21 protein-coding genes and 1 pseudogene are annotated in these 22,195 nt (G+C 47.2%); 5 read left to right on the plus strand and 17 right to left on the minus strand.

What is annotated here, in order from left to right; genetic code table 11:
* The first annotated feature begins 9 nt into the window (after positions 1 to 9).
* Positions 10 to 1,152, plus strand: a complete 1,143-nt coding sequence (proB, locus tag B0H50_RS10400; protein WP_106197791.1) for a glutamate 5-kinase — start codon at positions 10 to 12, stop codon at positions 1,150 to 1,152.
* A gap of 96 nt (positions 1,153 to 1,248) precedes the next feature.
* Here proB and B0H50_RS10405 read toward each other — a convergent pair whose 3' ends face one another.
* From B0H50_RS10405 to efp, 6 genes are all read right to left on the minus strand, one after another.
* On the minus strand, positions 1,249 to 2,028 hold the full coding sequence (locus B0H50_RS10405) for a succinate dehydrogenase/fumarate reductase iron-sulfur subunit (RefSeq protein ID WP_106197792.1): 780 nt from the start codon (positions 2,026 to 2,028) through the stop codon (positions 1,249 to 1,251).
* On the minus strand, positions 2,028 to 3,941 hold the full coding sequence (locus B0H50_RS10410; RefSeq protein WP_106197793.1) for a fumarate reductase/succinate dehydrogenase flavoprotein subunit: 1,914 nt from the start codon (positions 3,939 to 3,941) through the stop codon (positions 2,028 to 2,030). Before B0H50_RS10410 ends, B0H50_RS10405 begins: the two co-directional genes overlap by 1 nt.
* A gap of 1 nt (position 3,942) precedes the next feature.
* Positions 3,943 to 4,791, minus strand: coding sequence for a succinate dehydrogenase cytochrome b subunit (locus B0H50_RS10415; protein WP_106197794.1), 849 nt, complete (start codon positions 4,789 to 4,791; stop codon positions 3,943 to 3,945).
* A 49-nt stretch (positions 4,792 to 4,840) separates the two neighbouring features.
* Positions 4,841 to 5,296: a nucleoside-diphosphate kinase gene (gene ndk / locus B0H50_RS10420; protein ID WP_106197795.1), complete on the minus strand. Its 456-nt coding sequence runs from the start codon at positions 5,294 to 5,296 to the stop codon at positions 4,841 to 4,843.
* Positions 5,297 to 5,446: 150 nt separating this feature from the next.
* Positions 5,447 to 7,297 carry a dihydroxy-acid dehydratase gene (ilvD, locus tag B0H50_RS10425; protein ID WP_109587689.1) on the minus strand — a complete coding sequence of 617 codons (1,851 nt, stop codon included), beginning with the start codon at positions 7,295 to 7,297 and terminating at the stop codon, positions 5,447 to 5,449.
* 181 nt (positions 7,298 to 7,478) lie between these two features.
* Entirely contained in the window at positions 7,479 to 8,045 is a 567-nt protein-coding gene (gene efp, locus B0H50_RS10430) for an elongation factor P (protein WP_106197797.1), read from the minus strand.
* A 43-nt stretch (positions 8,046 to 8,088) separates the two neighbouring features.
* Here efp and B0H50_RS10435 point away from each other — a divergent pair, with 43 nt between their 5' ends.
* Together B0H50_RS10435 and B0H50_RS13160 are read left to right on the plus strand one after the other, a co-directional pair.
* Positions 8,089 to 9,051 (plus strand): KamA family radical SAM protein, encoded by a 963-nt coding sequence (locus B0H50_RS10435; protein ID WP_106197798.1) that lies wholly within the window; start codon positions 8,089 to 8,091, stop codon positions 9,049 to 9,051.
* A 265-nt stretch (positions 9,052 to 9,316) separates the two neighbouring features.
* Entirely contained in the window at positions 9,317 to 9,637 is a 321-nt protein-coding gene (locus B0H50_RS13160; RefSeq protein WP_146193740.1) for a ribosomal eL19 family protein, read from the plus strand.
* 15 nt (positions 9,638 to 9,652) lie between these two features.
* Here the strand turns inward: B0H50_RS13160 and B0H50_RS10445 are convergent, their stop codons facing one another.
* From B0H50_RS10445 to rpsT, 6 genes and pseudogenes are all read right to left on the minus strand, one after another.
* Positions 9,653 to 11,020, minus strand: coding sequence for a BamA/TamA family outer membrane protein (locus B0H50_RS10445; RefSeq protein WP_109587691.1), 1,368 nt, complete (start codon positions 11,018 to 11,020; stop codon positions 9,653 to 9,655).
* Between the two features lie 3 nt (positions 11,021 to 11,023).
* Entirely contained in the window at positions 11,024 to 13,912 is a 2,889-nt protein-coding gene (locus B0H50_RS10450; protein ID WP_109587692.1) for a hypothetical protein, read from the minus strand.
* A gap of 3 nt (positions 13,913 to 13,915) precedes the next feature.
* Entirely contained in the window at positions 13,916 to 14,278 is a 363-nt protein-coding gene (locus B0H50_RS10455) for a hypothetical protein (protein ID WP_146129240.1), read from the minus strand.
* Positions 14,279 to 14,391: 113 nt separating this feature from the next.
* The gene (locus B0H50_RS10460) at positions 14,392 to 14,811 is read right to left on the minus strand and encodes a roadblock/LC7 domain-containing protein (RefSeq protein ID WP_106200057.1); all 420 of its coding nucleotides are present in this window, start codon (positions 14,809 to 14,811) and stop codon (positions 14,392 to 14,394) included.
* A 414-nt stretch (positions 14,812 to 15,225) separates the two neighbouring features.
* Positions 15,226 to 15,789, minus strand: a pseudogene (locus tag B0H50_RS13890) (GTP-binding protein); the annotation flags it as partial.
* A 122-nt stretch (positions 15,790 to 15,911) separates the two neighbouring features.
* Positions 15,912 to 16,181: a 30S ribosomal protein S20 gene (rpsT, locus tag B0H50_RS10470; protein ID WP_106200069.1), complete on the minus strand. Its 270-nt coding sequence runs from the start codon at positions 16,179 to 16,181 to the stop codon at positions 15,912 to 15,914.
* Between the two features lie 110 nt (positions 16,182 to 16,291).
* Between rpsT and B0H50_RS10475 the strand changes: the two genes are divergently transcribed.
* The gene (locus B0H50_RS10475) at positions 16,292 to 17,386 is read left to right on the plus strand and encodes a DegT/DnrJ/EryC1/StrS family aminotransferase (protein WP_106200053.1); all 1,095 of its coding nucleotides are present in this window, start codon (positions 16,292 to 16,294) and stop codon (positions 17,384 to 17,386) included.
* On the opposite strand, the gene B0H50_RS10480 is transcribed toward B0H50_RS10475, so the two are convergent.
* The 3 genes from B0H50_RS10480 to B0H50_RS13165 all read right to left on the minus strand — a co-directional run bounded on the left by B0H50_RS10480 (position 17,370) and on the right by B0H50_RS13165 (position 19,951).
* Entirely contained in the window at positions 17,370 to 18,266 is an 897-nt protein-coding gene (locus B0H50_RS10480; protein WP_158275912.1) for a DUF4421 family protein, read from the minus strand. The two genes, B0H50_RS10475 and B0H50_RS10480, sit on opposite strands and share 17 nt — an antisense overlap.
* Before the next feature lie 43 nt (positions 18,267 to 18,309).
* Positions 18,310 to 18,489, minus strand: a complete 180-nt coding sequence (locus tag B0H50_RS10485; RefSeq protein WP_106200049.1) for a hypothetical protein — start codon at positions 18,487 to 18,489, stop codon at positions 18,310 to 18,312.
* Positions 18,490 to 18,601: 112 nt separating this feature from the next.
* Positions 18,602 to 19,951 (minus strand): type ISP restriction/modification enzyme, encoded by a 1,350-nt coding sequence (locus tag B0H50_RS13165; protein WP_146193741.1) that lies wholly within the window; start codon positions 19,949 to 19,951, stop codon positions 18,602 to 18,604.
* Between the two features lie 207 nt (positions 19,952 to 20,158).
* Between B0H50_RS13165 and B0H50_RS10495 the strand changes: the two genes are divergently transcribed.
* On the plus strand, positions 20,159 to 21,142 hold the full coding sequence (locus B0H50_RS10495) for a YeiH family protein (RefSeq protein ID WP_109587696.1): 984 nt from the start codon (positions 20,159 to 20,161) through the stop codon (positions 21,140 to 21,142).
* Positions 21,143 to 21,267: 125 nt separating this feature from the next.
* Here B0H50_RS10495 and B0H50_RS10500 read toward each other — a convergent pair whose 3' ends face one another.
* Entirely contained in the window at positions 21,268 to 21,909 is a 642-nt protein-coding gene (locus B0H50_RS10500) for a hypothetical protein (RefSeq protein WP_109587697.1), read from the minus strand.
* A 54-nt stretch (positions 21,910 to 21,963) separates the two neighbouring features.
* Positions 21,964 to 22,195 (minus strand): hypothetical protein (locus B0H50_RS13705; RefSeq protein ID WP_233244755.1); only part of this gene is annotated, 232 nt, incomplete at its 5' end.

Here is a 22,195-nt window from a genome sequence, read left to right on the forward strand (position 1 = left end):
GGTAACAAAATGAGTGAATTAAGAAAGAACATTCTCGGCGAAGCGAAACGCATCGTCATCAAAATCGGCTCTCGCATTTTAGTCGATTCCGAACGCGGCGGCGTCCGCACCAAATTTATTCAGCGTCTCGCCCACTCCGTTTCCAAACTATTAGAAGACGGTAAAGAAGTTATCATCGTCACAAGTGGCGCAGTCGGAACCGGCATGGCAATTCTCGGCTACGATGAAAAGCCAAAGAACACCGCCGAAAAACAAGCGTGCGCAGCAGTGGGTCAAATCGATCTCATGTATGTTTACCGCGAAATGTTCCTCGGCAACGGATTTTCGGTCGGGCAAATTTTACTTTCAGCAGACGACTTTCGCAATCGCACCCGTTACCGCAATTTGCAAAACACACTCAACACGATGATAGCGAAGCGCATTGTACCGCTCATCAACGAGAATGATTCTCTCGCCTTAAAAGAATTAAATGCGATTGGCGATAACGATAAACTTTCTAGCGATGTAGCGCTCTTCTTCGACGCCGATTTGCTCATCATCTTCACCGATGAAGATGGACTTTTCGATGACAATCCGAAGAAAAATCCCAACGCTCGATTACTCCGATTTGTTCCCGAAATCACGCCCGAAATTTTAGCGCTCACCGGAAAACCCGGCGAAGCCGGCTCTGCAGTAAGCACCGGCGGCATGCGATCCAAAATAGAATCCATTCGGGCAGTTGCCCGCAGCGGTTGCAACGCTTTCCTCGCCAACGGCGCAAAAGTCCTCCCCGACGAAATTATCTACGGCGATGCGATTGGCACCCTTTTCATCGGCAACCATAAAAAACTCGGCAGCCGCAGACGTTGGCTTTCTTTTGTGAGTACGCCGAGCGGAAAAGTTATCGTGGACGATGGCTGCGTTTCGGCTCTGCGAAAAAAACATTCAAGCCTTCTCCCCGTCGGTGTAATCGCGGTGCAAAAAAATTTCAAAGTCGGCGATTTAATCGAAGTCCTTTCGAGTTCGGGAGAACGCATTGCCCGCGGTATCGCCCAAATTGACAGCGCCAATTTAACACTCGTCCTTCACAAAAAATCTTCCGAAGTGCAATCCATCTTAGGGAAAGAAATTCCCGAGGAAGTCATTCACAAGAATAATTTAGTCGTCTTTTAACGCAAAACGCAAAGGCAAAACTTTGCGTTTTTCTTAGAAATTTACAGCAAAAAGGCTCGCCGTTGGCGAGCCTTTTTTAAGCTTCATCGCTTACGCTTATTCCTTTCCGTAAACCTTTTCCGCATACGAAACGGTAGCGCCGAGATATTCGCGATTCATCTTAGCGATGTAATCCACGGTGATACCCTTCGGGCAAGCCGCCTGGCATTCGTAAAGGTTCGTGCAGTTGCCGAAGCCTTCTTTGTCCATCTGAGCGACCATCGCGAGAACGCGCTTCTTCGCTTCAACCTTGCCCTGCGGCAAGTAAGAAAGATGGCTGACCTTTGCCGAAACAAAGAGCATTGCAGAAGAGTTCTTACAAGCAGCGACGCAAGCACCGCAGCCAATGCAAGCTGCAGCATCAAATGCGCGGTCTGCTTTGTCTTTCGGAACTGGAATCGATGCAGCTTCCGGAGCAGCACCCGTATTCACGCTCACAAATCCGCCCGCTTGAATAATGCGGTCGAAAGCGCTACGGTTCACAACGCAGTCCTTGATCACCGGGAAAGCCGAAGCACGCCACGGTTCAATCACAATGGTATCGCCATCTTTGAACTTACGCATGTGCAACTGGCAAGTGGTAATCGCATGGTCAGGACCGTGCGGCATCCCGTTAATCACCAAAGAGCACATACCGCAAATACCTTCGCGGCAGTCGTGGTCAAAAGCAAAGCCTTCTTTGCCCTGCTTCATTTCACGGTCATTGACGATATCGAGCATTTCCAAGAAAGACATATCCGGAGAAATGCCGTCGATTTTAACAGTTTCGAATTGACCTTTGGTCTTAGCGTCCTTCTGACGCCAAATTTTGAGAGTCAAATGCATATTGTCGCTCATTATTTGTAACTCCGCGTCACGAGGTGAACATTTTCAAATGTGAGAGGTTCCTTGGAAAGTTCCGGAAGTTGTCCGTCGCCCTTATATTCCCAAGCACCGACATAGCAGAAGTGTTCATCGTCGCGCAATGCTTCGCCTTCTGCAGTCTGATGTTCTTCACGGAAGTGACCACCGCAAGATTCTTCACGATGCAAAGCGTCGCGAGTGAGGAGTTCCGCAAATTCGAGGAAGTCCGCCACGTGGCCCGCATTTTCCAAATTCTGGTTGAAGTCGCCTTCGGCACCGAGAACATTGGCATTTTCCCAGAAGTCCGCGCGGATTTCCGGAATGCGTTCCAAAGCCTTTTCCAAGCCAGCTTTGTTACGACCCATGCCGACATATTCCCACATCACGTGTCCGAGTTCGCGATGAATTTCGGAAACATTCTTCTTACCGTGAATGTTCAAAATCTTGTTCAAACGATCCATCGCATTCTTTTCCGCTTCCTTGAAAGCCGGATCCGAAGCGCTCACCTTTTCAAGCTTTGTGCCTGCGAAGTAACCGCCGATGGTGTAAGGAATCACAAAATAACCATCCGAAAGGCCCTGCATCAAAGCCGAAGCACCGAGACGGTTCGCACCGTGATCCGAGAAGTTTGCTTCACCGAGAACGAAGCAACCCGGAATCGTGCTCATCAAGTTGTAGTCCACCCAAAGACCGCCCATCGTATAGTGAGAAGCCGGGTAAATACGCATCGGAACCTTATACGGATCTTCGTCGGTAATCTTTTCATACATCTGGAAAAGGTTGCCGTACTTTGCCGAAACGCCCGCCACGCCCATACGCTTAATCGCATCGGCGAAGTCAAGGTAAACAGCACGCTTCGAAGCGCCCACGCCCATTCCATTGTCGCAGACCATCTTCGCATTACGCGAAGCCACGTCACGCGGAACGAGGTTACCGAAAGACGGATAACGTTCTTCGAGGTAGTAGTAACGTTCGCTTTCCGGAATTTCATTTGCCGGACGAGTATCGCCGACTTTCTTCGGCACCCAAATACGACCGTCGTTACGGAGAGATTCGCTCATCAAAGTGAGCTTCGACTGATGATCGCCAGTGACCGGGATGCAAGTCGGGTGAATTTGTGTGTAGCAAGGGTTCGCAAAGAGAGCGCCCTTCTTGTAAGCCTGCCAAGCCGGGCTCACGTTACAACCCTTCGCATTGGTCGAAAGGTAGAACACGTTGCCGTAGCCGCCAGTTGCCAAGCAAACTGCATCCGCTTCGTAGCTTTCGAGTGCACCGGTAATGAGGTTACGCACCACGATACCGCGAGCCTTACCATCGATGACGACCAAGTCCTGCATATCGCGACGCGGGAAAATCTTCACCGTGCCCTTCGAAACCTGACGCATCAACGCTTGATAAGCGCCGAGGAGAAGCTGCTGACCGGTCTGACCACGAGCGTAGAATGTACGAGAAACCTGCGTACCGCCGAAAGAACGGTTTGCGAGAAGTCCACCGTAATCGCGGCCGAACGGAACGCCCTGAGCCACGCATTGGTCGATGATCAAATTGGAGTTTTCAGCAAGACGGTGCACGTTCGCTTCACGAGCGCGGAAGTCGCCGCCTTTCACTGTATCGTAGAACAAACGGTAAACCGAGTCGCCGTCGTTCGTGTAATTTTTCGCAGCGTTGATACCGCCCTGAGCCGCAATGGAGTGTGCGCGACGCGGAGAATCTTGGTAGCAGAAAGCGAGAACATTGTAACCGAGTTCGCCGAGAGATGCTGCAGCGCTTGCGCCCGCAAGACCGGTACCGACAACGATGACTTTGAATTTACGCTTGTTCGTCGGGTTCACGAGTTTGAGTTCAAACTTGTGGCGGGTCCACTTTTCGGAGATATTTCCGCCAGGAATATGAGCATCTAATTGCATATTAGCGATCTCCTTCTACGCTGTAAGAAACCTGAAATTCGTCTGCGGAAACAGCCCAAGAAATTTTCTTTGCCTTGAGAGCTTCATCTTGAGCTTGCTTCTTTTGTTCCAAAACCTGTTGGTTCTGATGAGCTGCATTGCGGAGCGCTTCTGTTGCCGGCTGATGAGCGATGTAGCAGCTAAAGCCAGCTTCCAAAGCAAAACCGAGAGCGACGACAACGCTATAAACAACGCCGACGAAATCGATAATCGGAGTCCACTTCTGGTGAGCGATACCGAGAGTCTGGAACGCCGAAGCAATTGCGTGGAAAAGATGCATGCCGATAACGAACATGCTCACGAGGTAGAAGACAGTCCAGATCGGGCTTGCGAACATATCGATTGTCGTGAGCCACATATCGCGGATGACTTCGCCCGCTTCGTTTTCATACAAATAATGCACACCGAACTTGAGGGTGAGCAAATGCTGAATCGCAAAACCGAGGATAATGAGACCAGACCAAATCATCGTAAAGCTTGCAAAAGTCTTCTTGCCTTTGCGAGCGTTCACTTCGTAAGCTTCCGGACCACGAGCCTTGCGGTTTTCGAGCTTGAGCTTAATCGCGAGGAAAATGTGGATGAGGAAGATGGCGACAAGACCGATTTCTACGAAGTAGATGATCGGCTTCATCCCGGTGAGGAGCTGCGTGTAAGCATTGTAATGCGCCTGAGCCGCAACTTGGTCCAAGTTGATTAACTGCAGGTTACCGATCATGTGCCCTAAGATAAAGAGCGCAATCGCAGCACCCGAGCAACCCATAATCTGCTTCTTACCAATGGAGGAAGTCAGATATTTGATTATCCATTGCATGAGGTTTGTGTCTCCTTGATTGTGATTTTAATTTGAAAACTTGAAACGCTTAGCCGAGGACTTTGCAAGCCTTTTCAGAAACCGGCGCGTAATCGTAAAGATCTTCTTTCTTGAACCAGAAAGCCACTTCGCGTTCGGCGCTAGCCGGACTATCGGAACTGTGGACGACGTTTTCGGTCATCGACGGGGCGAAGTCATAACGAAGAGTGCCCGGTTCTGCTTTTTCCGGATTTGTCGCACCGTTAATTGCGCGAACTTTTGCGACGGCATTTTCACCAGCGAGAGCAATCATCACCGACGGTCCTTTCGTCATATAGGCTTCGAGTTCGGGGAAGAACGGCTTGTTTACGTGTTCTGCGTAAAAACCGCGAGCTTCTTCCGAAGTCATCTGGTGCAACTTGAGCCCGACGACAGCAAGACGTGCGCTCGTATAACGATCCAAAATGCGACCGATCAGGCCAGACTGGACGCCGTTGGGTTTGATCATAGCAAAAGTCATTTCCATATAGTTACCGCCTTAAATGGTAGTTCAAATATATAAAAAGACGCGCTTTCGCACGCAGTTTTTCCCCACTTCCAAGCGGAAAAATTTTCCCATTTTACGCAAAAAGCCTCGCTTTCGCGAGGCTCTGGAAATTTTCCCGAAAGATTTTCCTTATTGCAAATTCGAAAGATCGCGGACAGCACCCTTATCGGCGCTCGACGCCATCATCGCATAAGCTTGAAGCGCTTTCGACACGACGCGGTCGCGGTGTTCAGGCTTCCAAGCCTTAGCGCCACGCGCTTCCATTTCTTTGCGGCGTTCAGCGAGTTCGGTATCGGTAAGGCCCACGTTAATCGTGCGATTCGGAATATCGATTTCGATGATATCGCCCGTGCGGACAAGTCCGATGTTTCCTTTGCTTGCGGCTTCCGGAGAAGCGTGACCGATAGAAAGTCCGCTCGTTCCGCCCGAGAAACGACCATCGGTTAAGAGAGCGCAGCTCTTGCCCAAATGACGGCTCTTGAGGTAACTTGTCGGATAAAGCATTTCTTGCATTCCCGGACCGCCCTTCGGACCTTCGTAGCGAATCACGACGACGTCGCCCGCTTTCACCTGATTGCCGAGGATTCCGTTCACCGCATCTTCTTGGCTTTCGAAGACAATTGCCGGGCCCGTGAATTTTAAAATCGATTCATCGACGCCCGCGGTTTTCACAATGCAGCCATCGACGGCGAGGTTACCATAAAGAACGGCGAGGCCGCCATCTTTCGAGTAAGCGTGAGCTGCATCGCGGATAGCGCCATTTGCACGGTCCAAATCCAACGAATCGTAATGGAAATTCTGCGAGAATGCGGTAATGCTAAACTTGCCGCCCGGACCTGCGAGATAGCGAGACTTGACTTCTTCCGAAGGATTTTTCATCACATCGTTTTGGTCAATTGCTTCACCGATTGTTTTCGCGTGAACCGTTGCGCAATTCCGATGAATTAAACCCATGCGATCCAATTCAGCGAGGATACCGATAATGCCACCAGCACGGTTAACATTTTCGACGTGAATGTTGTGCACCGTCGGCGCTACTTTACAAATGCAAGGCGTATTGCGAGAAAGTCTGTCGATATCTTTCATCGTAAAATCGACATGTGCTTCTTGAGCGACTGCGAGCAAATGCAAAACGGTATTTGAACTTCCACCCATCGCGATATCCAAGCGCATCGCATTTTCAAAAGCTTCTTTCGATACGATAGAACGCGGCAAAACCGATTCATCATCTTCGTCATAATAGCGGTGGCAAAGTTCCACAATGCGACGGCCAGCGGCTTCAAACAATTTTTTGCGTTCAGCGTTCGTTGCAACAATCGTGCCGTTTCCCGGAAGGCTTAAGCCGATTGCTTCGGTGAGAGAATTCATCGAGTTTGCAGTAAACATGCCCGAGCAGCTTCCGCAAGTGGGGCACGCGGATTTTTCAATCGCTGCCGATTCTTCGTCCGTCACCGAATTATCCGCCGAATCAATCATCGCATCAATTAAATCCAAAGCGCGATCCGAGCCATCTTTTTGCTTCACATGACCCGCTTCCATCGGACCGCCCGAAACAAAAATCGACGGAATGTTTAAACGCATCGAAGCCATAAGCATTCCCGGCGTCACCTTGTCGCAGTTGCTAATGCAAACAAGACCGTCGGCGCGGTGAGCGTTCGCCATATATTCGACGCTATCAGCGATTAAATCGCGCGAAGGCAAACTGTAAAGCATTCCATCGTGACCCATCGCAATGCCGTCATCGACTGCAATCGTATTCATCTCTTTCGGAATACCGCCGGCTTTACGAATTTCTTCGGCAACGATTTTTCCGACTTCGCGAAGATGTACGTGTCCCGGAACAAATTCGGTGAAGCTATTGACCACGGCAATTACCGGTCTGCCAAATTCTTCGGGCTTTGTGCCAGTCGCAATCCAAAGCGCACGAGCGCCCGCCATTTCGCGGCCTTCAATCGTCTTCTTAGAACGTAAATCTTTCATCGTGTAACCTCTTGTAGATGATGCGAAAATGATAGAAAAAAAGCGCCTTTGGCGCTTTTGCAAATCTTTCAAATATCAAATGTTTTAATCTCTGCGTTGAAAAGCGCAGAGGCCGCAGCGCTTTTCATTCTTAACGAAAAAGGCTCGCCGAAGGCGAGCCTTTTAGATGAACTTTTTGAAATTACTTGGCGCGTTCGACGTAAGAACCGTCGCGAGTGTCCACTTTAATCTTCATGCCTTCTGCGATGAAGAGCGGAATCATCACCTTTGCACCGGTTTCAAGTTCTGCTTCACGGAGAACGTTACCGCTCGTGTTGCCTTGAACTGCCGGAGGAGCAGAAGTAATCGTCATTTCTACGAAGGTCGGCGGAATGACTTCGATAGCCTTTCCATCCCACCAAGTGACCTGAACGGTTGCACCATCCAAGAGCCAAACTTCGGCGCCATTCATGGCTTCCTTCGGGATTTCCATCGTTTCGTTTGTGGTGTTGTCGAGGAAGAACCAAGTTTCACCATCGTTGTAGAGATAAGTCATTTCGGTATAAGTGACTTCGGCTTCTTCAACGGTATCGCCACTCTTCCATGTGCGTTCGAGAGTGCGACCGGTGACTAAGTTCTTGATGCGGACGCGGTTAAAAGCTTGACCTTTACCCGGCTTCACAAACTGGTTTTCCACGATCATCCATGGTTGGCCATCGACGATAATTTTTAATTTTTTGCGGAACTCGTTAGTGCTGACTGTACCCATAGATATGCCTCTTAAAAAAGATTTTGGAAAAAGATAGAAAATTATGACTAAAGCATCACCGTTTTTTACCAGCTTAAAGGACCTTTTCGCCTTTCTGGAACTGCCGGAACCCGCTGTTCAGGTGGCAAATTCCCGTTTTTCCTTCTTGGTTTCGCGCCATTTTGCTTCGAAAATCGAGAAAAAGAACCCGAACGACCCGCTTTTACGGGAAATTTTACCGACAGAAGCCGAAAATTTAATCGTCGAAGGATTTTCAGACGATCCGGTCGGCGATGCAGAAAGTGAACTTGAACCGGGAATTTTGCAAAAGTATCAAGGGCGAATGCTCATCGAGCCGACCTTTTCCTGCAGTCTGCATTGCCGTTTTTGTTTTCGTCGAGCCGAACCGCGAAAATCTCTCGGGGATTTTCTTTCGCGTTTCCGCGCCCGATTAAATTCTTCGCCGGATATTCAAGAAGTCATTTTCTCGGGAGGCGATCCGCTCATGCTTCCGCGGGCAAATTTCGATGCGCTTGTCGCCACCATTTTGGAAAGCGCCCAAGTCAAAACCATCCGCATTCATACGCGGACTCCGGTGACATTTCCGCAGGTCTTAGACGCCGCCGATAAAAATTCGCTGTTTTCCATTTTGAAAAACGCTGCGCAAAAGAAAAAAGTCGTCCTCGTCGCGCACGTAGATCATCCGCACGAACTCGATAAAAAATCCGCAGAAATTTTCCGCGAGCTTTCGCAGGCGGGAATCACTCTTTTAAATCAATCCGCTCTGCTCCAAGGCGTGAACGATTCCGCCGAAATTCTCACCGAACTTTCTTTCAAACTTTTTGACCAAGGCGTTCTCCCCTACTATCTGCATCAGCTAGATCATGCGACAGGAGTTGCGCATTTTGAAGTTTCCGATGCGCGTGCGCTGCAACTGCTCCAAGAAATTCGAAACGCTCTCCCCGGCTATTTGGTTCCGCGCCTAGTCCGCGAAATCGCCGGCGAAAAATCGAAAACACCGATTTAAATGAGAAATGAGGAGGGAGAAATGTTGAGGCTCGCGGGGGAGGAGAGAACTTAGAGCTTAGAGCTGAGAGCTTAGAAAATTCTAAGCTCTAAAATCTAAGTTCTAAGATCTTGCATTTCCTCGCACAAAGCGCCTAACTATCTAATTATGCATTGTTAATTATCAATTATGCATTGAATCCAAGCGGTCTTTCTCTTCTGCAAAAGTAAAAGGGAAATTCATTTCTCATTATAAAAGGTTCTCCGGGACGTCGCAGAAGGTGGTGATGACCGTCTCTAGGTTCTCCGACTCTCCGATGAGGCTAGCGACGACTGTCTCTAGGCTCTCCGACACTCCGATGAAGCTAGCGACGACTGTCTCTAGGCTCTCCGACACTCCGATGAAGCTAGCGACGACCGTCTCTAGGTTCTCCGACTCTCCGATGAGGCTAGCGACGACCGTCTCTAGGCTCTCCGACACTCCGATGAAGCTAGCGACGACCGTCTCTAGGTTCTCCGACACTCCGATGAAGCTAGCGACGACCGTTTTTAGGCTCTCCGGAACATCGGAGATAACATTTTACACATTTCTAACCACTGCCCACTAACCACTAACTCCTCATTTAAAACAAGGCTTTCACCCCGAAGTGCAAAAGGCCTTCGAGCGGGTCGGTGCCGTTGCTTAATGCGTAAAAGAGCGAGAAACTCCAAAAGCCGCGATATTGTGAAATGCCGATGCCATAGCTGAATGTGCGAATCCAGCCGTGAGCGGGAGCGAGACCGCGGTGTAATGCGGGTTCGAAGAAAAGATGAAACGCGGTATTTTCGACCGCTTGCCATTGCAAATCGGCTTCGGTGATGCCGTAAGCGCGGGTGCGGAAAAATCCAGGGCGAAATCCTTTGAGATTTGAAACGCCGCCGAGTTCATAAAGTTCTGTGTATTTAAAATCGCGGTCCGTCGGGAGAAGGGTTCCCGCCCACGCTGAGGTTTGCAAAACAAATGCGGAAACGATCGGCGTTAAAAGACGCGCGTCGGCGTGCAAATCCGTCGTGAACGCATGCGAAGAATCCTTCCTATCTTTTGTGACGCGGAATATCCCGTGAAATGTTACCCCATGCCGCGGAAGAATCACGCGGTCTTCATTTTTATATTGCGTTTCTAATGTGTAAATCCAGCGGTCATTCCCGACGCCGCCTAGGACTGCAAATTCAAAAAAGAATCCGATACTCCGCGAAACTCCCGCTTCAATTTCTGCGCTGCGGAAGGAGGAATCTTCTTCGAAACTTCCGCGAACAATTCCATTCCAATCTGTTCCGAGAAGCCACGGTTCTTTATACGATGCGCTGAGAGAATGGCCAAAGTCTCCCGTTTCTCCCGATACCGCTAAATCGCGTCCCGTGCCACGCATATTGTAAAGATGCAAATCGATATTCCCCGCCCAACCCCCAGCATCGCCGCTCGCATACGAAAGCATTCCTTCGAAACTGTTGACCGAAAGATCCCGCATAAAAAAGACGGGCACGAGTTTATTGCGCAAAGAATCGCGGAAAAGTTTTGGCTCTGCGGTGGATTCAAAATAGCCCGAGTTAATGAGTTTGCGTTTCGCCCGTTCCAAATCCAAAAGCCTAACCAAAGAGCCCGCCGTTAATCCCGAAAGTTTTGCAAATGTTTCGTGCTTGCTGCGCGAATTTTCGGCGTTTTCTGCCGCTGCCCAAACGAATGCATTTCCGCGTTTTAATGTAACGGTTGCGTTTCCCAAAGAATCGACTTCAAAAGAAGCGTTCGCAAAAGGGAATCCATTTTCCGATAATTCATCGACAAATTCTTTTAAAACTTCATCGCCTTTTTCGCAATTTTCTTCTCGCAATTTTCCAAAAAATTGTTCCGCTTTTTCATCGACATCGCCGACGATGCGCACGCTTTGAATGACGCAATGCGACGCTTGCGCTAAATTCAAAAAACAGAAAAATGCCAAAAGAAAATATTTCATCGTTTAGAAATAAGCCCTCGCCTCCATCGACATTTTTTGGAAGACGCCAGATTCTGCATTTCCAAAACGAATCACATACGAGAATCCGAGAGAAAGATATTCATTTGCATCGACCGTAATCGTTGCCGCATTGCGGAAAGTGGTTCCTTTGCCAAATCCCGAAACCATTTGATACGGAAGAATTTCATTATCGGTTGTCACGTAAGTAGCGCTGAATTCGTTTTCGGCGTGAATCATTTCTTCGTCGTCAAATCCTAAGACGAGCGCACCTTGGCGAAGGAATGCATCGAGAGAACCCATTTCATCTTTGCCGTCGCCTTTTCGAATCCAACCTTTCGGCATGACATAAAAATGCAGCGGGAGTTTCCGTTTCCACGATGCGGTCGCTTCGTAAATTTTCCAATCCATTTTTTGAAAGGTTTCGAGTTTTACAATTTCAAGCCCGGGAATGAGTTCCCACAGTTCATTTTTTCTACCCGCGTAAACGAAATCCAATCGATGCCAAATGCGATTTTCAAAATACCCTTGCGAGGTATTGCGTTTTTCACTTTCCGTTCCCACTTTATATTCGATGGAGCCGCGATTTTGCACTTCATTCCACAAGATGGAAAGTTCGCCATTAAAAAGTCCGCTCGTGAGTTCGCGCAATTTGCTATTCCAAAACGGCGGTAAGAATAAATTTTTTCCCGTCGTGTCGCGGCCTTCGCTTTCCCCGTCAAAAGAAAATTCCAAATCGCGCAAGACGCCGTGGCGAATGCCAAATGCCCGCGGAATTAACGAGAACGAAAGAGTCATCGCCGCAGAACTTGCTCGCACCGCATCTGCGGAATCGCTACGTCCCATGCCTTCGTAAACATAATCGCCGTTGTCTACGCCTTCGACAAATACGCCGGCGAGACTATCGAATTTGACATCGCCCGTTCCCGGCGCAACCGCTTTATAAATCGGCACATAAGGCACTTCACGCGTTAAACCGAGCCGATACGAAGCCCGCCCCGAAAATGGTGAATTGGAATTTCCCCAATCCAACGATTCTTCCGAAATCCATGAATTGCTCGAGCCCGCAGTATCGAGAATCGTCCGCTTGTATTGCAAAATATGCGAGAACGAAAATGTTCGTAGCGAGATATTTGCCGAATGTTCAAAGCCCGCAATCTGTAACGAGTCCGAAAGATTTTTAAACGAAGTACCGGTCCGCGCTCGCGTTCCAAAAAGAGTTCCTTTGGTATTCCAATTTTCGCCGACGATATTTAATCCGCTTTTCACATCCGCTTTTTCGGAATGATCGTTTTGAATTTCTTCGGAATCTTTTAACCAAACGCCGTAAGCCGCAGAACCAAAGGGACGAAACATTCCCGTTTTCACTTCGGCGCGAGCCGTTCCTTGGTAACGCTCCATTTCGTAAGCGTTAAAAGAGACGACGCGGATGAAAGAAATTTCGCTTTCGGTAGCATTGTTTTTGTGCAAAAGAAATGCGCGCGCCCGCGAAGAATTCCAATTTTCTTCTTCGGTTAAACTGCGGCGATATCCCCATTCCATTCCGAGAAAATACGCCGCCGGTAATTTGAGGCGAAGTGAAATTTCGTCATAGCGTAACGAGCCCGCAATTTGCGCCGTGTCCAAATCCCAATTTTCTTTGAGCAAATACGAATCCCAGTTGCGATCGGTTCCTTGATAATTTTTTTGGATAAATCCTTCTTGCAAATAATCGCCAGCAAATTCAACGCGAATGGGTGAATAACGCTGCATTTCCGTGCTATCGCTCGAAAGGAACCAGCGATAAGCTTTGCCCGAAGGCCCGCCGACTTGATGCGAAAGCGTATTCGTGTCCGCTTGACTTGCTCCGATTTCTAAGTCCGCGTAAGCGTGATTCCAAAGTTGTCCGCGAAGGCGTGCGCCCATACGCCGTAACATCCACGGGCGTTCTAATTCCCCAAGAGAATCGGGCCGTTCAAATTTTTTCCCTTTATCTTTTTTGAGAAGTTCGCGGTCTTCGTCCGTCCACGTATTGCGGCGAAGTCTCGCCGTATCGCTCGAAAGTTCAAAGCCCATGACATCTAACCATAAATGCTTTCCGCGATAGCTTCCATCCGCTGCTTTTAATATCTGCATGCCGCCCGAATTGTAAGCGTCAAATTCCACGCGAATTTCATCTTCTACGCCAGGGATAATGGCTCCCAAAAAATCCAAAACGCCGCCCGCATAATTGACGACGTAATCTTCATTGCGTTTGAGTTTTACCCCGTTCAAGAAAACCGTTTCGGAATTCGGTACGACTGCGACATAAGCTTCCGAAGTTCCCGTCGAAAGCAGATAACCTTTTTGCTGTCCATCTACGCCTTGAAATGTCGAATGAATCGAATGCAATTCGTCAAATCCAAAGGCGCCACGCACCCGCGAATGCCCCGCCTTCACCCCTGCGGCAACTCCTAAAGTCGCCCGTTCCAATCCCGAAAGCCCAAGGGTCGATTCCTTCCACGTCATATCGCCCAAATGCAAAAACAAATGTTCCGTTTCCACGCGAAAGTGCACTTCATCGACTTCGCGGAGAGTGGCTGTGCGTTCCGAGCCCGCTTCCCGCCCGACATCCGAAAGGACTGCGTCAATATAAACGCCGTCCGTTGCTTCGCCCGAAACCGAAAGATGCAATTCTTGTTCCACTTCGGTGCCGCCATCGCCCACGGTGACTTGAATCGTTTTCGAACCCGAAGTTTTGAGACGCAGTGTATCGCGCTCCGCTTTTTCGGCATCGGCTGCTTTTAATTTTTCCGCATTTTGTTTTAAGAATGGAACGCCGCGCCACGTCGGAATCGAATCTGCCGAAAGCTTGCAATAATTCCCCGCCCAAGCGCTTGCAGCCAAAAGAAAAATGAAGACGGCAAAAAATGGCAAGGGTTATTCCCTAGCCGGTTCCACTTTGAACTGGCGGCTCGAAAGAAGTTTGCGTCCATTCACCGCATCCACACTCCATTCTCCCGGTCCCAAATTTTTGGGCGCAATCGAACTTTCGCACGCATCTTCAAGCATTGTACAATAGACGATTTGCACCGTATCCGCGCCATTATACCACACATGTCGAATCGTATTTTGCGGAATATCCCAACTGAGCTTCGGAAGCTCCGAATAAAAATGCAGCCGCGTATGCACCGGGAAAATCGAATCAACGCCAAACGGAGCGCCGCCGACAATATTCCGACATACCGCGCTGAAAATCGGCGTTTTCTTTTCGTCTTTTGTCGCGTGCTGAAACTGTTCCATTCCGCTCACCGAAACAAAAATGCGATGGGCAATAAAACACAAAAAGACGACTAGGAAAACCAAAGTCGTCTTTCGAATGTAACGTAAAGGAGGAAGCCTTTGCAAAGGAACTCCTAGCGACGGATTTTGCTCGTATTCTGCGTGAATGCGGGCACAGCCTCAATCAATTTTTCAACCAATAATTTGTTGTAATCTTCAATGCGGTTCGGCAGTTTATTGCCCGAGAAAATTTGCACCAAAAGAAGTGCGCTTTCTACGGGAGCAATATAAATGGAACGCTTTTCGCCGGTATAAGAAACCGATTTGAATTCGCCTTCGCCGAGCATCACACCGATTTGCTTGGCGCTGCCAAAGGAAGCAGTACTTAGTACCGCAAGCGGTACCGTATCCATTCCGATGGATCCAACTTCAGAAATCACAGAACCATCGCGGTGCACGAGCATAATATAATCCGCTTTGACATTCGTCAAATAGGCTTGCATTAAGCGACGCACGCGGTCGGCGTCATCCGTATAAACTGCAAAATCGCTCATAAAAATTTACCCCTACTTTTTCTTCGGAATATACGGGCGGAGTTCAATTTCGTCGTCCGAGATTCCTTCGTTTGAATCGAATGCAGGCTTGTTAAATGGCTTCGGAGCAGGTGCTGCCGGACGTCCAAAGGGCGAAGCGCTCTTTTGGAAAATGCCACCGCGGAACGGACTTGCCGCCATCGAAGGCATCGGACGCGGAGCTGAGGTTTCAAAAGGCTTCGGTGCTTCCACCGGTTTCGGCTGAACTTCGACCCGCGGTTCTTGCGTAGGAATTGGCTGAGCCGCCGGAGCGGGCTGTTCTTTCGAAGAAATCGAAACGCCATTTTGTCCGCCGAGAGTTACATCGTGAACTCCCGTATTGTGCACGCTATCTGCAGCCTTACGCAAAAATCCTTGTTTCACATTAAAGCGTTGAATCACAAGCATCGCAATCGCTTTTAAAGTCGTCACGACGCCTTTTCCATTATACGCTGTCGCCGGGAAAAATGGAATTTTATTCGGATTGAGAAGACGGTTCATTTCATCTAAGGTGAACACGTTTTCCATATCGCGCTTATTGTATTGTAAAACCAGCGGAATTTCGTCGAGGTTTACCCCATAATCTTCTAGGTTTTGGCGCAAATTCTGCAAACTTTCCAAATTTTCGGCTTCGCGAGAGCGTTGAGAGTCAGCGACAAAAACAATGCCATCCACCCCCCGCAGTACGATTTTACGCGTCGAGTTATAATAGACCTGACCAGGAACTGTATAAAGTTGAAACTTTGTCTTAAAGCCCTTGATGTCGCCTAAATTTAACGGGAGAAAGTCGAAAAATAAAGTTCTGTCGCCTTCAGTTTCGAGAGAAACCATGTCGGTTCTCTTATCCTGAGGCATCTTCTGATGAATCACCTGAAGATTAGTCGTCTTGCCGCTCAAACCAGGACCGTAATACACGACCTTGCAACTGATTTCACGAGTAGCGAAGTTAATCGATGACATTTCTTCTTCCTTAAGTTTCTCTCTAATCTAACAAAAATACAGACAGTCGGCTCAATATTCCATAAAAAAAGCAAAACCGCAGGCCATTCGTCTGCGGTTTCAACTTCTAAGACAAAGCGAAATTAAGCCTTGGCAGCAAGAGCGTTCACAACGCGAGCAACCTTAGCCTTATAATTGGCAGCACGGTTGGCGTTGAAACCTGCACGACCCTTAGCAGCAGCCTTATCGAGCATGCTGAAGAGGTTCGGCATTTCCTTGAGGGCTGCGTCCTTATCGCTTGCGGAACGAATCGTCTTGAGACTCGTACGGATTGCAGAACGGACGGAACGGTTAATTTCGGTCAGCTTCTTGGTCTGACGGATACGCTTTTTGCAAGACTGATGATTAGGCACCTTTTTATCTCCGGGTGAAAATCTTAAAAATGTTAGCACAATATTAGTATAAATTGTGAATTTAGTCAAGTCCCCCCAGAACTTGCAGTCCATTTTTATAGCTTTGGGCTATGATTCCGTTCGTCAATTTGGGTGCACAATACCGAAAATATCAAGAAGAATTCCATTCCGCGACCGAAGAAGTCTTAAAAAGCGGAAATTTTATCGGCGGAAATGCAGTCAAAGAACTCGAAGAAAATTTACAGAGTGATGTCGGCGTCCGTTTTGCGATTTCTTGCGCAAGCGGAACAAGTGCTTTACAACTTTCTTTAAAAGCGCTCGGACTAAAACCCGGCGACGAAGTCATCGTTCCCGATTATACATTTATCGCAACCGCTGAAGCCGTCGCCTTAGAAGGCGGCGTTCCCCGCTTTGCCGATGTAAACGAGCATTTTTTAATTTCCCCAGAATCCGTTTTAGAACGCATTTCCGAAAAGACTGTGGGAATTATCGCCGTCGATTTATTTGGAGAATGCGCCGATTATCCGCGGTTAAAGGAAATTGCCGCAGAACATCATCTTTGGATTTTAGAAGATGCCGCACAAAGTTTTGGCGCTTTTCAGAACGGACGCGCAGCCGGTTCCCTTGCGACGATCGCTGCGACGAGCTTTTTCCCGACCAAGCCCTTCGGTTCATTTGGCGATGGCGGAGCGGTTTTTACCGACGACCCTAAACTCGCCGAAAAAGTCCGCCAATTTGCCAATCACGGAAAAGACGCAACCGATATTTACGCAGACCTCGGCACAAACAGTCGATTAGACGCTGTCCAAGCAGCGGTTTTAAATGTCAAGCGGAAACATTTCGCAGAGGAACTCGCTCGCCGACGCGAGAACGCAGCCGCCTACGATGCATTCTTTCGAGGACGTTCCGGTTTTCAAATTCCAGAAATTGCCTGCGGCAACACGAGCATTTATGCGCAATACGCTCTGCGGATTCAAGACCGCGATGAATTTGTGCGCAAGATGAATTTGTGCGAAATTCCGACCCGCATTTATTACGAGCGAAATCTTTCTCTTGAGCCGTGCTTTGCCCGATTCCCTTCTGCTGCGAAAGATTTCTGCGGGAACAAAAACGCTTATCAATTAACCCAAAGCGTTTGCTGCCTTCCGATTTGCGCCTTCACCGACGTCGAAGAAATTCTGCAGCGCATTAAAACCGTTTTGTAATCGTAAATCCCGCGGACGCTTCAAGGAAAAAATCGCCGACTTTTCCATCGTTTTCATGAATCCAAAGTAAACTGAGAATCAGCGGAAAATTGATGGACCAAGTGTGACTGTGATAACCGAGAACGCCTTTCGGGAAAATTTGATAAAATTGCATCCATTCATTTCGCGTCACATTTTTTCCGACGCTCGTCGTCCCCACGATTAATAAATTGCCAAACATTCCATTATCCCAAATCCAATTGTACGAATAACCCGCGCTCGGACCCGCGTGCACAAAGGATTGCATTTCGGAATAAAATGAAAGCGCAGAATCTTTGGATTCAATTCCGTGATAATATGCGCCGATTCCTAAAATAAAACTGCCGTTACTTTTCCACTGCCTGCGATCCATATTGTAAACCGCCCGCAGAGAATGATCTTTATTCCAGATGTAATTGATAGAAAGACTCCCTTTGATAATCATCAGCTGATACGCTTCGGCTTTATCTTTTTCTTCGAATCTTTCCCGTTTATAAAATCCATCGTTCACACCGATTTCTGCGTCACCGAAAATGCGGTCGCTAAAATAATTGAATTGCAAATTCGCCGCTTTCGTTATCGGCAAATCTTCGTCTGCGCCAAAAGACATCGAAAGCATCGACGTCCACGAAAAAGGCCCATAACCGCCGCCAAAACCGATATGCACCGGAAGATTCGTTTTCAAATCTTTGTTGTCGGTACTTTCTCCCGAGAATGCTGCATAATTATATTGTGCGTAAAATTGAATGAAAAATTTCTCGGGAAACGCCGTCACCACCGAGTCCGTACTCGCCACCATTCCTTGCGCCTCTGCCCAAAGCAAACCCGCCAAAAGCCACAAACTGATGAGAAAAATTTTCATGATGCGGGGGAAATTTAGATAATTAGGAGGGAGGGAGAAAATGTTAACGATTCCAACCGTTATGGCCATCGCCATAAGAAATGGAATCGTCATCCTCGTCGCCAAAAGAATTTCCGCTGCTGATTCCTTGCCAAAGCCATTTGTGCTTTTTCGGAATGCGTTCCGTCTTTTTGGCTTTAAGATTTAAATTCGCTGAGTCATTTAATTTTTTGAAATCATTCATCGGTTTACCGCCTCAAAAAATCGGATACAAAAATAGACAATGGCACAGACTTTTTGATGATTTTTTTCGCTTTTGCATCATAACAAAAGAACCGCTTTTCGCAGTTCTTTTGTTACCCCTCCGCTTCCTTTTTCCAATCGATCTCTGGCAGGGCGTTTACAATTTCTACGCTCTGCACGCTCAAAGCGATAACGCTTAAAAGCAAATCCAAAATATAGCGCGGTTTGCCGTGTTCCGTTGCCCAGTCGTTCGCGTTGTTGCGAATGCCCGTATCTTTGTTAGTGACATCGGCGTAGCGTTCCATAATCCATTCGATAGCGGACTTGCCGTTGACAATGTAATCGTAGGCTTTTTCTGGAATGCCCGAAACGGTAATGCTCGGGTTATAAAGAATCGTCGACTTGTCCTTTTCTTTGCCGCTTTTGGCAAAAGACATTTTATCCACGGTAAAGTTCTCGCTTTCTAAACCCGTTACAGTTACGTTTTTTAACGGCGGAACGCTTTCGTAGTTTAAGTGGAGATGGCTAAGCTTTCTTCCGGCGTCGAGGAATGCACAAAAAGTTTCTTTGCTTTTAACAAAAGGAATACGCGGAAGCTTTTTCTTTAAGTCGGATTCAAAAGTTGCGCGGTAACTTGAGCTATGGAGCAGACCATAAACGTAATAGAAGATATCTTCTTTAGTAACGGCGGCTCCGTATTTTTCTTTTGCCGCCTTTAAGGCAAAGTCCGTTACGGCATCGTGGCGGACATAGCCGCTGCCTGCATTCTGATTGAACAACTCCTGCTGTGCATCTTCTGATTTTGAATACCAGTATAATGGGAAACATTGAGCAACGGCTGCAAGCATATTTAAATCTGGAATACAATCTGTCATTAAACTTGTAAAGCCTTTGGTTGAACCTAGACCATTAACACAGATTAAAAGATTTTCGTGTTCTGATGTTGGGAAAAAATCATCAAATTGACCACGTCGGTGTGTTAAATCTTCACCACGATAAAGAATTTGTTTACAGAAAGGTCTATAAAGTGATTTTGCATAGAAATCTTGATATTTTACTTTTTTGCCTTTTAACACTTTTGGAATTAAACTGCTGGACCATGCAATTTTTGTAGGGTCTGTAGTCAGTTCATTTTGTTTTCTTCCAATATTCCTTGTGTATTCTTCAATAAATCGTTTTACATTTCTTTCAACTTCTGGTTTGCTAAAATTATAAAGCCAAGGGTCACGATTTGTTCCTAAACCCAATGAATAAACGCTGAACACGCTCTTTGACTTTTCATTGAACTTCTTGTCTGCTTCTATATTCATAAAGCTGTCAAAATAATCGTTGCGCAGGCTTATCCAGTCGCCCTCTTCGTTGGGATGCAAAATTGTGGCGTTCTGCAAAAAGCCTTCACTTAAAACGCTTCTGTCTGCCTTTAAAAGTTCCAGCTTCTGTTCACGGGTCAAATAGTCTGCCACTTCTGCGTAGGTAATTTTTGCCTTTTCTTTCTGTTCCTTAGTCTTTACTAAAATTGTAACGGCTACAGGAGTTCTGCTGCCAAGTCCAAAAACGTTTCCTCCTTCCTTACGGCGTAATTCGCCTTGAGTGCGGCAGTTTCCACGCAGGTTAAAGACATAGATTGCACTGAATTCTTCTTCTATGGTTTTCCTGAATCCGTCAAATGAATTGTTGTCCAGCCATGCACCGTTTGTAACAAAGCCGATTATTCCGCCGTCAAAGCATTGTCGCTCAGCCCGCTGATTGTCGGCCTCTTGTTTGGAATCATCTACGCCAACACCCTCCGAAAAGGAATGCCGGGAACATGGTCTCCGGGAGTCGCATTCTGCTCCAAAAAAATTTTGCGATTGGGCATTATTTTATACGGATTCCGCCTGACATTTTCCCAAATTGCCGAAGTGGGCGCGCCCGCGCTGATTATCGACGCCATCATCGTAACCGTAACTCTTGTCGGCGGTTATTTTTTGGGTTCCCGCCTTTTGAAAATGGACAAAGAAACCGCTATGCTCACGTCTGTCGGAAGTGCGATTTGCGGAGCAGCAGCCGTCCTTGGCGCAGAAGCCGCCCTCAAAGCAAAACCTTATAAAACAGCCGTCGCCGTTTCCACCGTCGTGCTGTTCGGAACTCTTTTAATGTTCCTGTATCCGATTTTGTATCGCAATGGAATAATCGCCCTTTCTCCCGAACAAACCGGTCTCTACATCGGATCGACCATTCACGAAGTCGCTCATGCAGTAGGCGCAGGAAACGCTACGGACACAGCAACTGTCGCCATTATCGTCAAAATGATTCGAGTGATGTATCTGGTTCCTGTGCTGCTGGTTTTGGCATTTTTTGTCGTAGGAAAATTAGGAGACTCCGAAAGCAAAAGCGGAAAGAAAAAAATTGCCGTTCCCTGGTTCGCCTTTGGATTTTTGCTGGTCGTGATGTTCAACTCCTTGAATTTACTGCCCCAAAACCTTATTCATGGAATCGAAGTTTTGGACACCTTTCTGCTTTCAATGGCAATGACGGCTCTCGGCACAGAAACCAGCATGGACAAATTCAAGCAAGCAGGTCCCAAGCCATTTTTGCTGGCAGCCATTTTGTGCGTTTGGCTCGTTGGCGGCGGCTATGCGCTGGCAAAATACTTGGCTCCGGCTCTTGTGTAAAAAGCAAAAAATAAATTCAGCATTTTAAGATTTGCCCGCAACAGGCAAATCTTTTCATTTTGCGTTAGGGATGGCAAGCAACGCAAACCGATAACGCCACAACTCGACCCGGGCAAAACACGTTTTTAGTATCGAATTGTTTTGGATGTTTTCCTGTTTAGAAATTTTCCTGATGCGTCTCTATTGTGCTTTTTCATCGAAATATTTTTGCGATTATAATTAAAACGTTTAATTGAAGTGACGTCCGATGTCGGATTATTGGAAAAATTTCCCATAAAAAAAACATATGGAACAGTGTATTGTGATGAACAATCTAAAAAAACAGATGCAGAATAATTATGTACTGAGATTGTGTCGCCTTTATTTGTACTAAAAGTCAGAGGAATGTATACATAGTTAGAATCAAAAACGTTTTTCATGGCGTTATCAGTAGAACTAATGCTCACCTGTTTAAGCTTTACAATTTTTGCGGCAATTTTAGAGGAATCTGCAAGAAGAATTGGAATCTTTTCATCTACAAAAAAAGTATCCAGACCAACAGAATCTACAATGCCATCTAAATCTATGGTGTTTCGATCCCAATTTATGATATAAGGCTTGTTGGGAATATACTTGGTCGTTTGCATCCCGTGGTATTCAATTTCAGGACAGCGAATTTGCGAATCTGCCGCCGATGAAGAACTTTTGCGCGCAGAACTGGAACTTGCCGCATCTTGGGCAAAACAAACTGAAGATATAAAGAGTAATGTAAGAAAAAAACGCTTCATAAATTCAATATTGTACAATGTAGATGGAGATACTTTGAGAGGTTCCCATCACATTCATGGTTGTTCGAATTTCCATTTCAATGGAATCCTTCGCAAAGGAACTTTTTTTAGGTCGTTTCTTACTTGATCAAGGGTAAGCGCAAACGACGAAATTGCAAGAATAAATGTAAATATGGCTGTTTTATACATTTTTATTAGTGTCCGGTAAAAAATATAGCCAAAAATAAAAATGGCAGGCTCCTCAGACGAAGAACCTGCCCGTTTTGTTTTTACCTTGTAATTACCA

It is taken from the genome of Hallerella porci, assembly GCF_003148885.1.
In the GTDB taxonomy this organism is placed as follows: domain Bacteria; phylum Fibrobacterota; class Fibrobacteria; order Fibrobacterales; family Fibrobacteraceae; genus Hallerella; species Hallerella porci.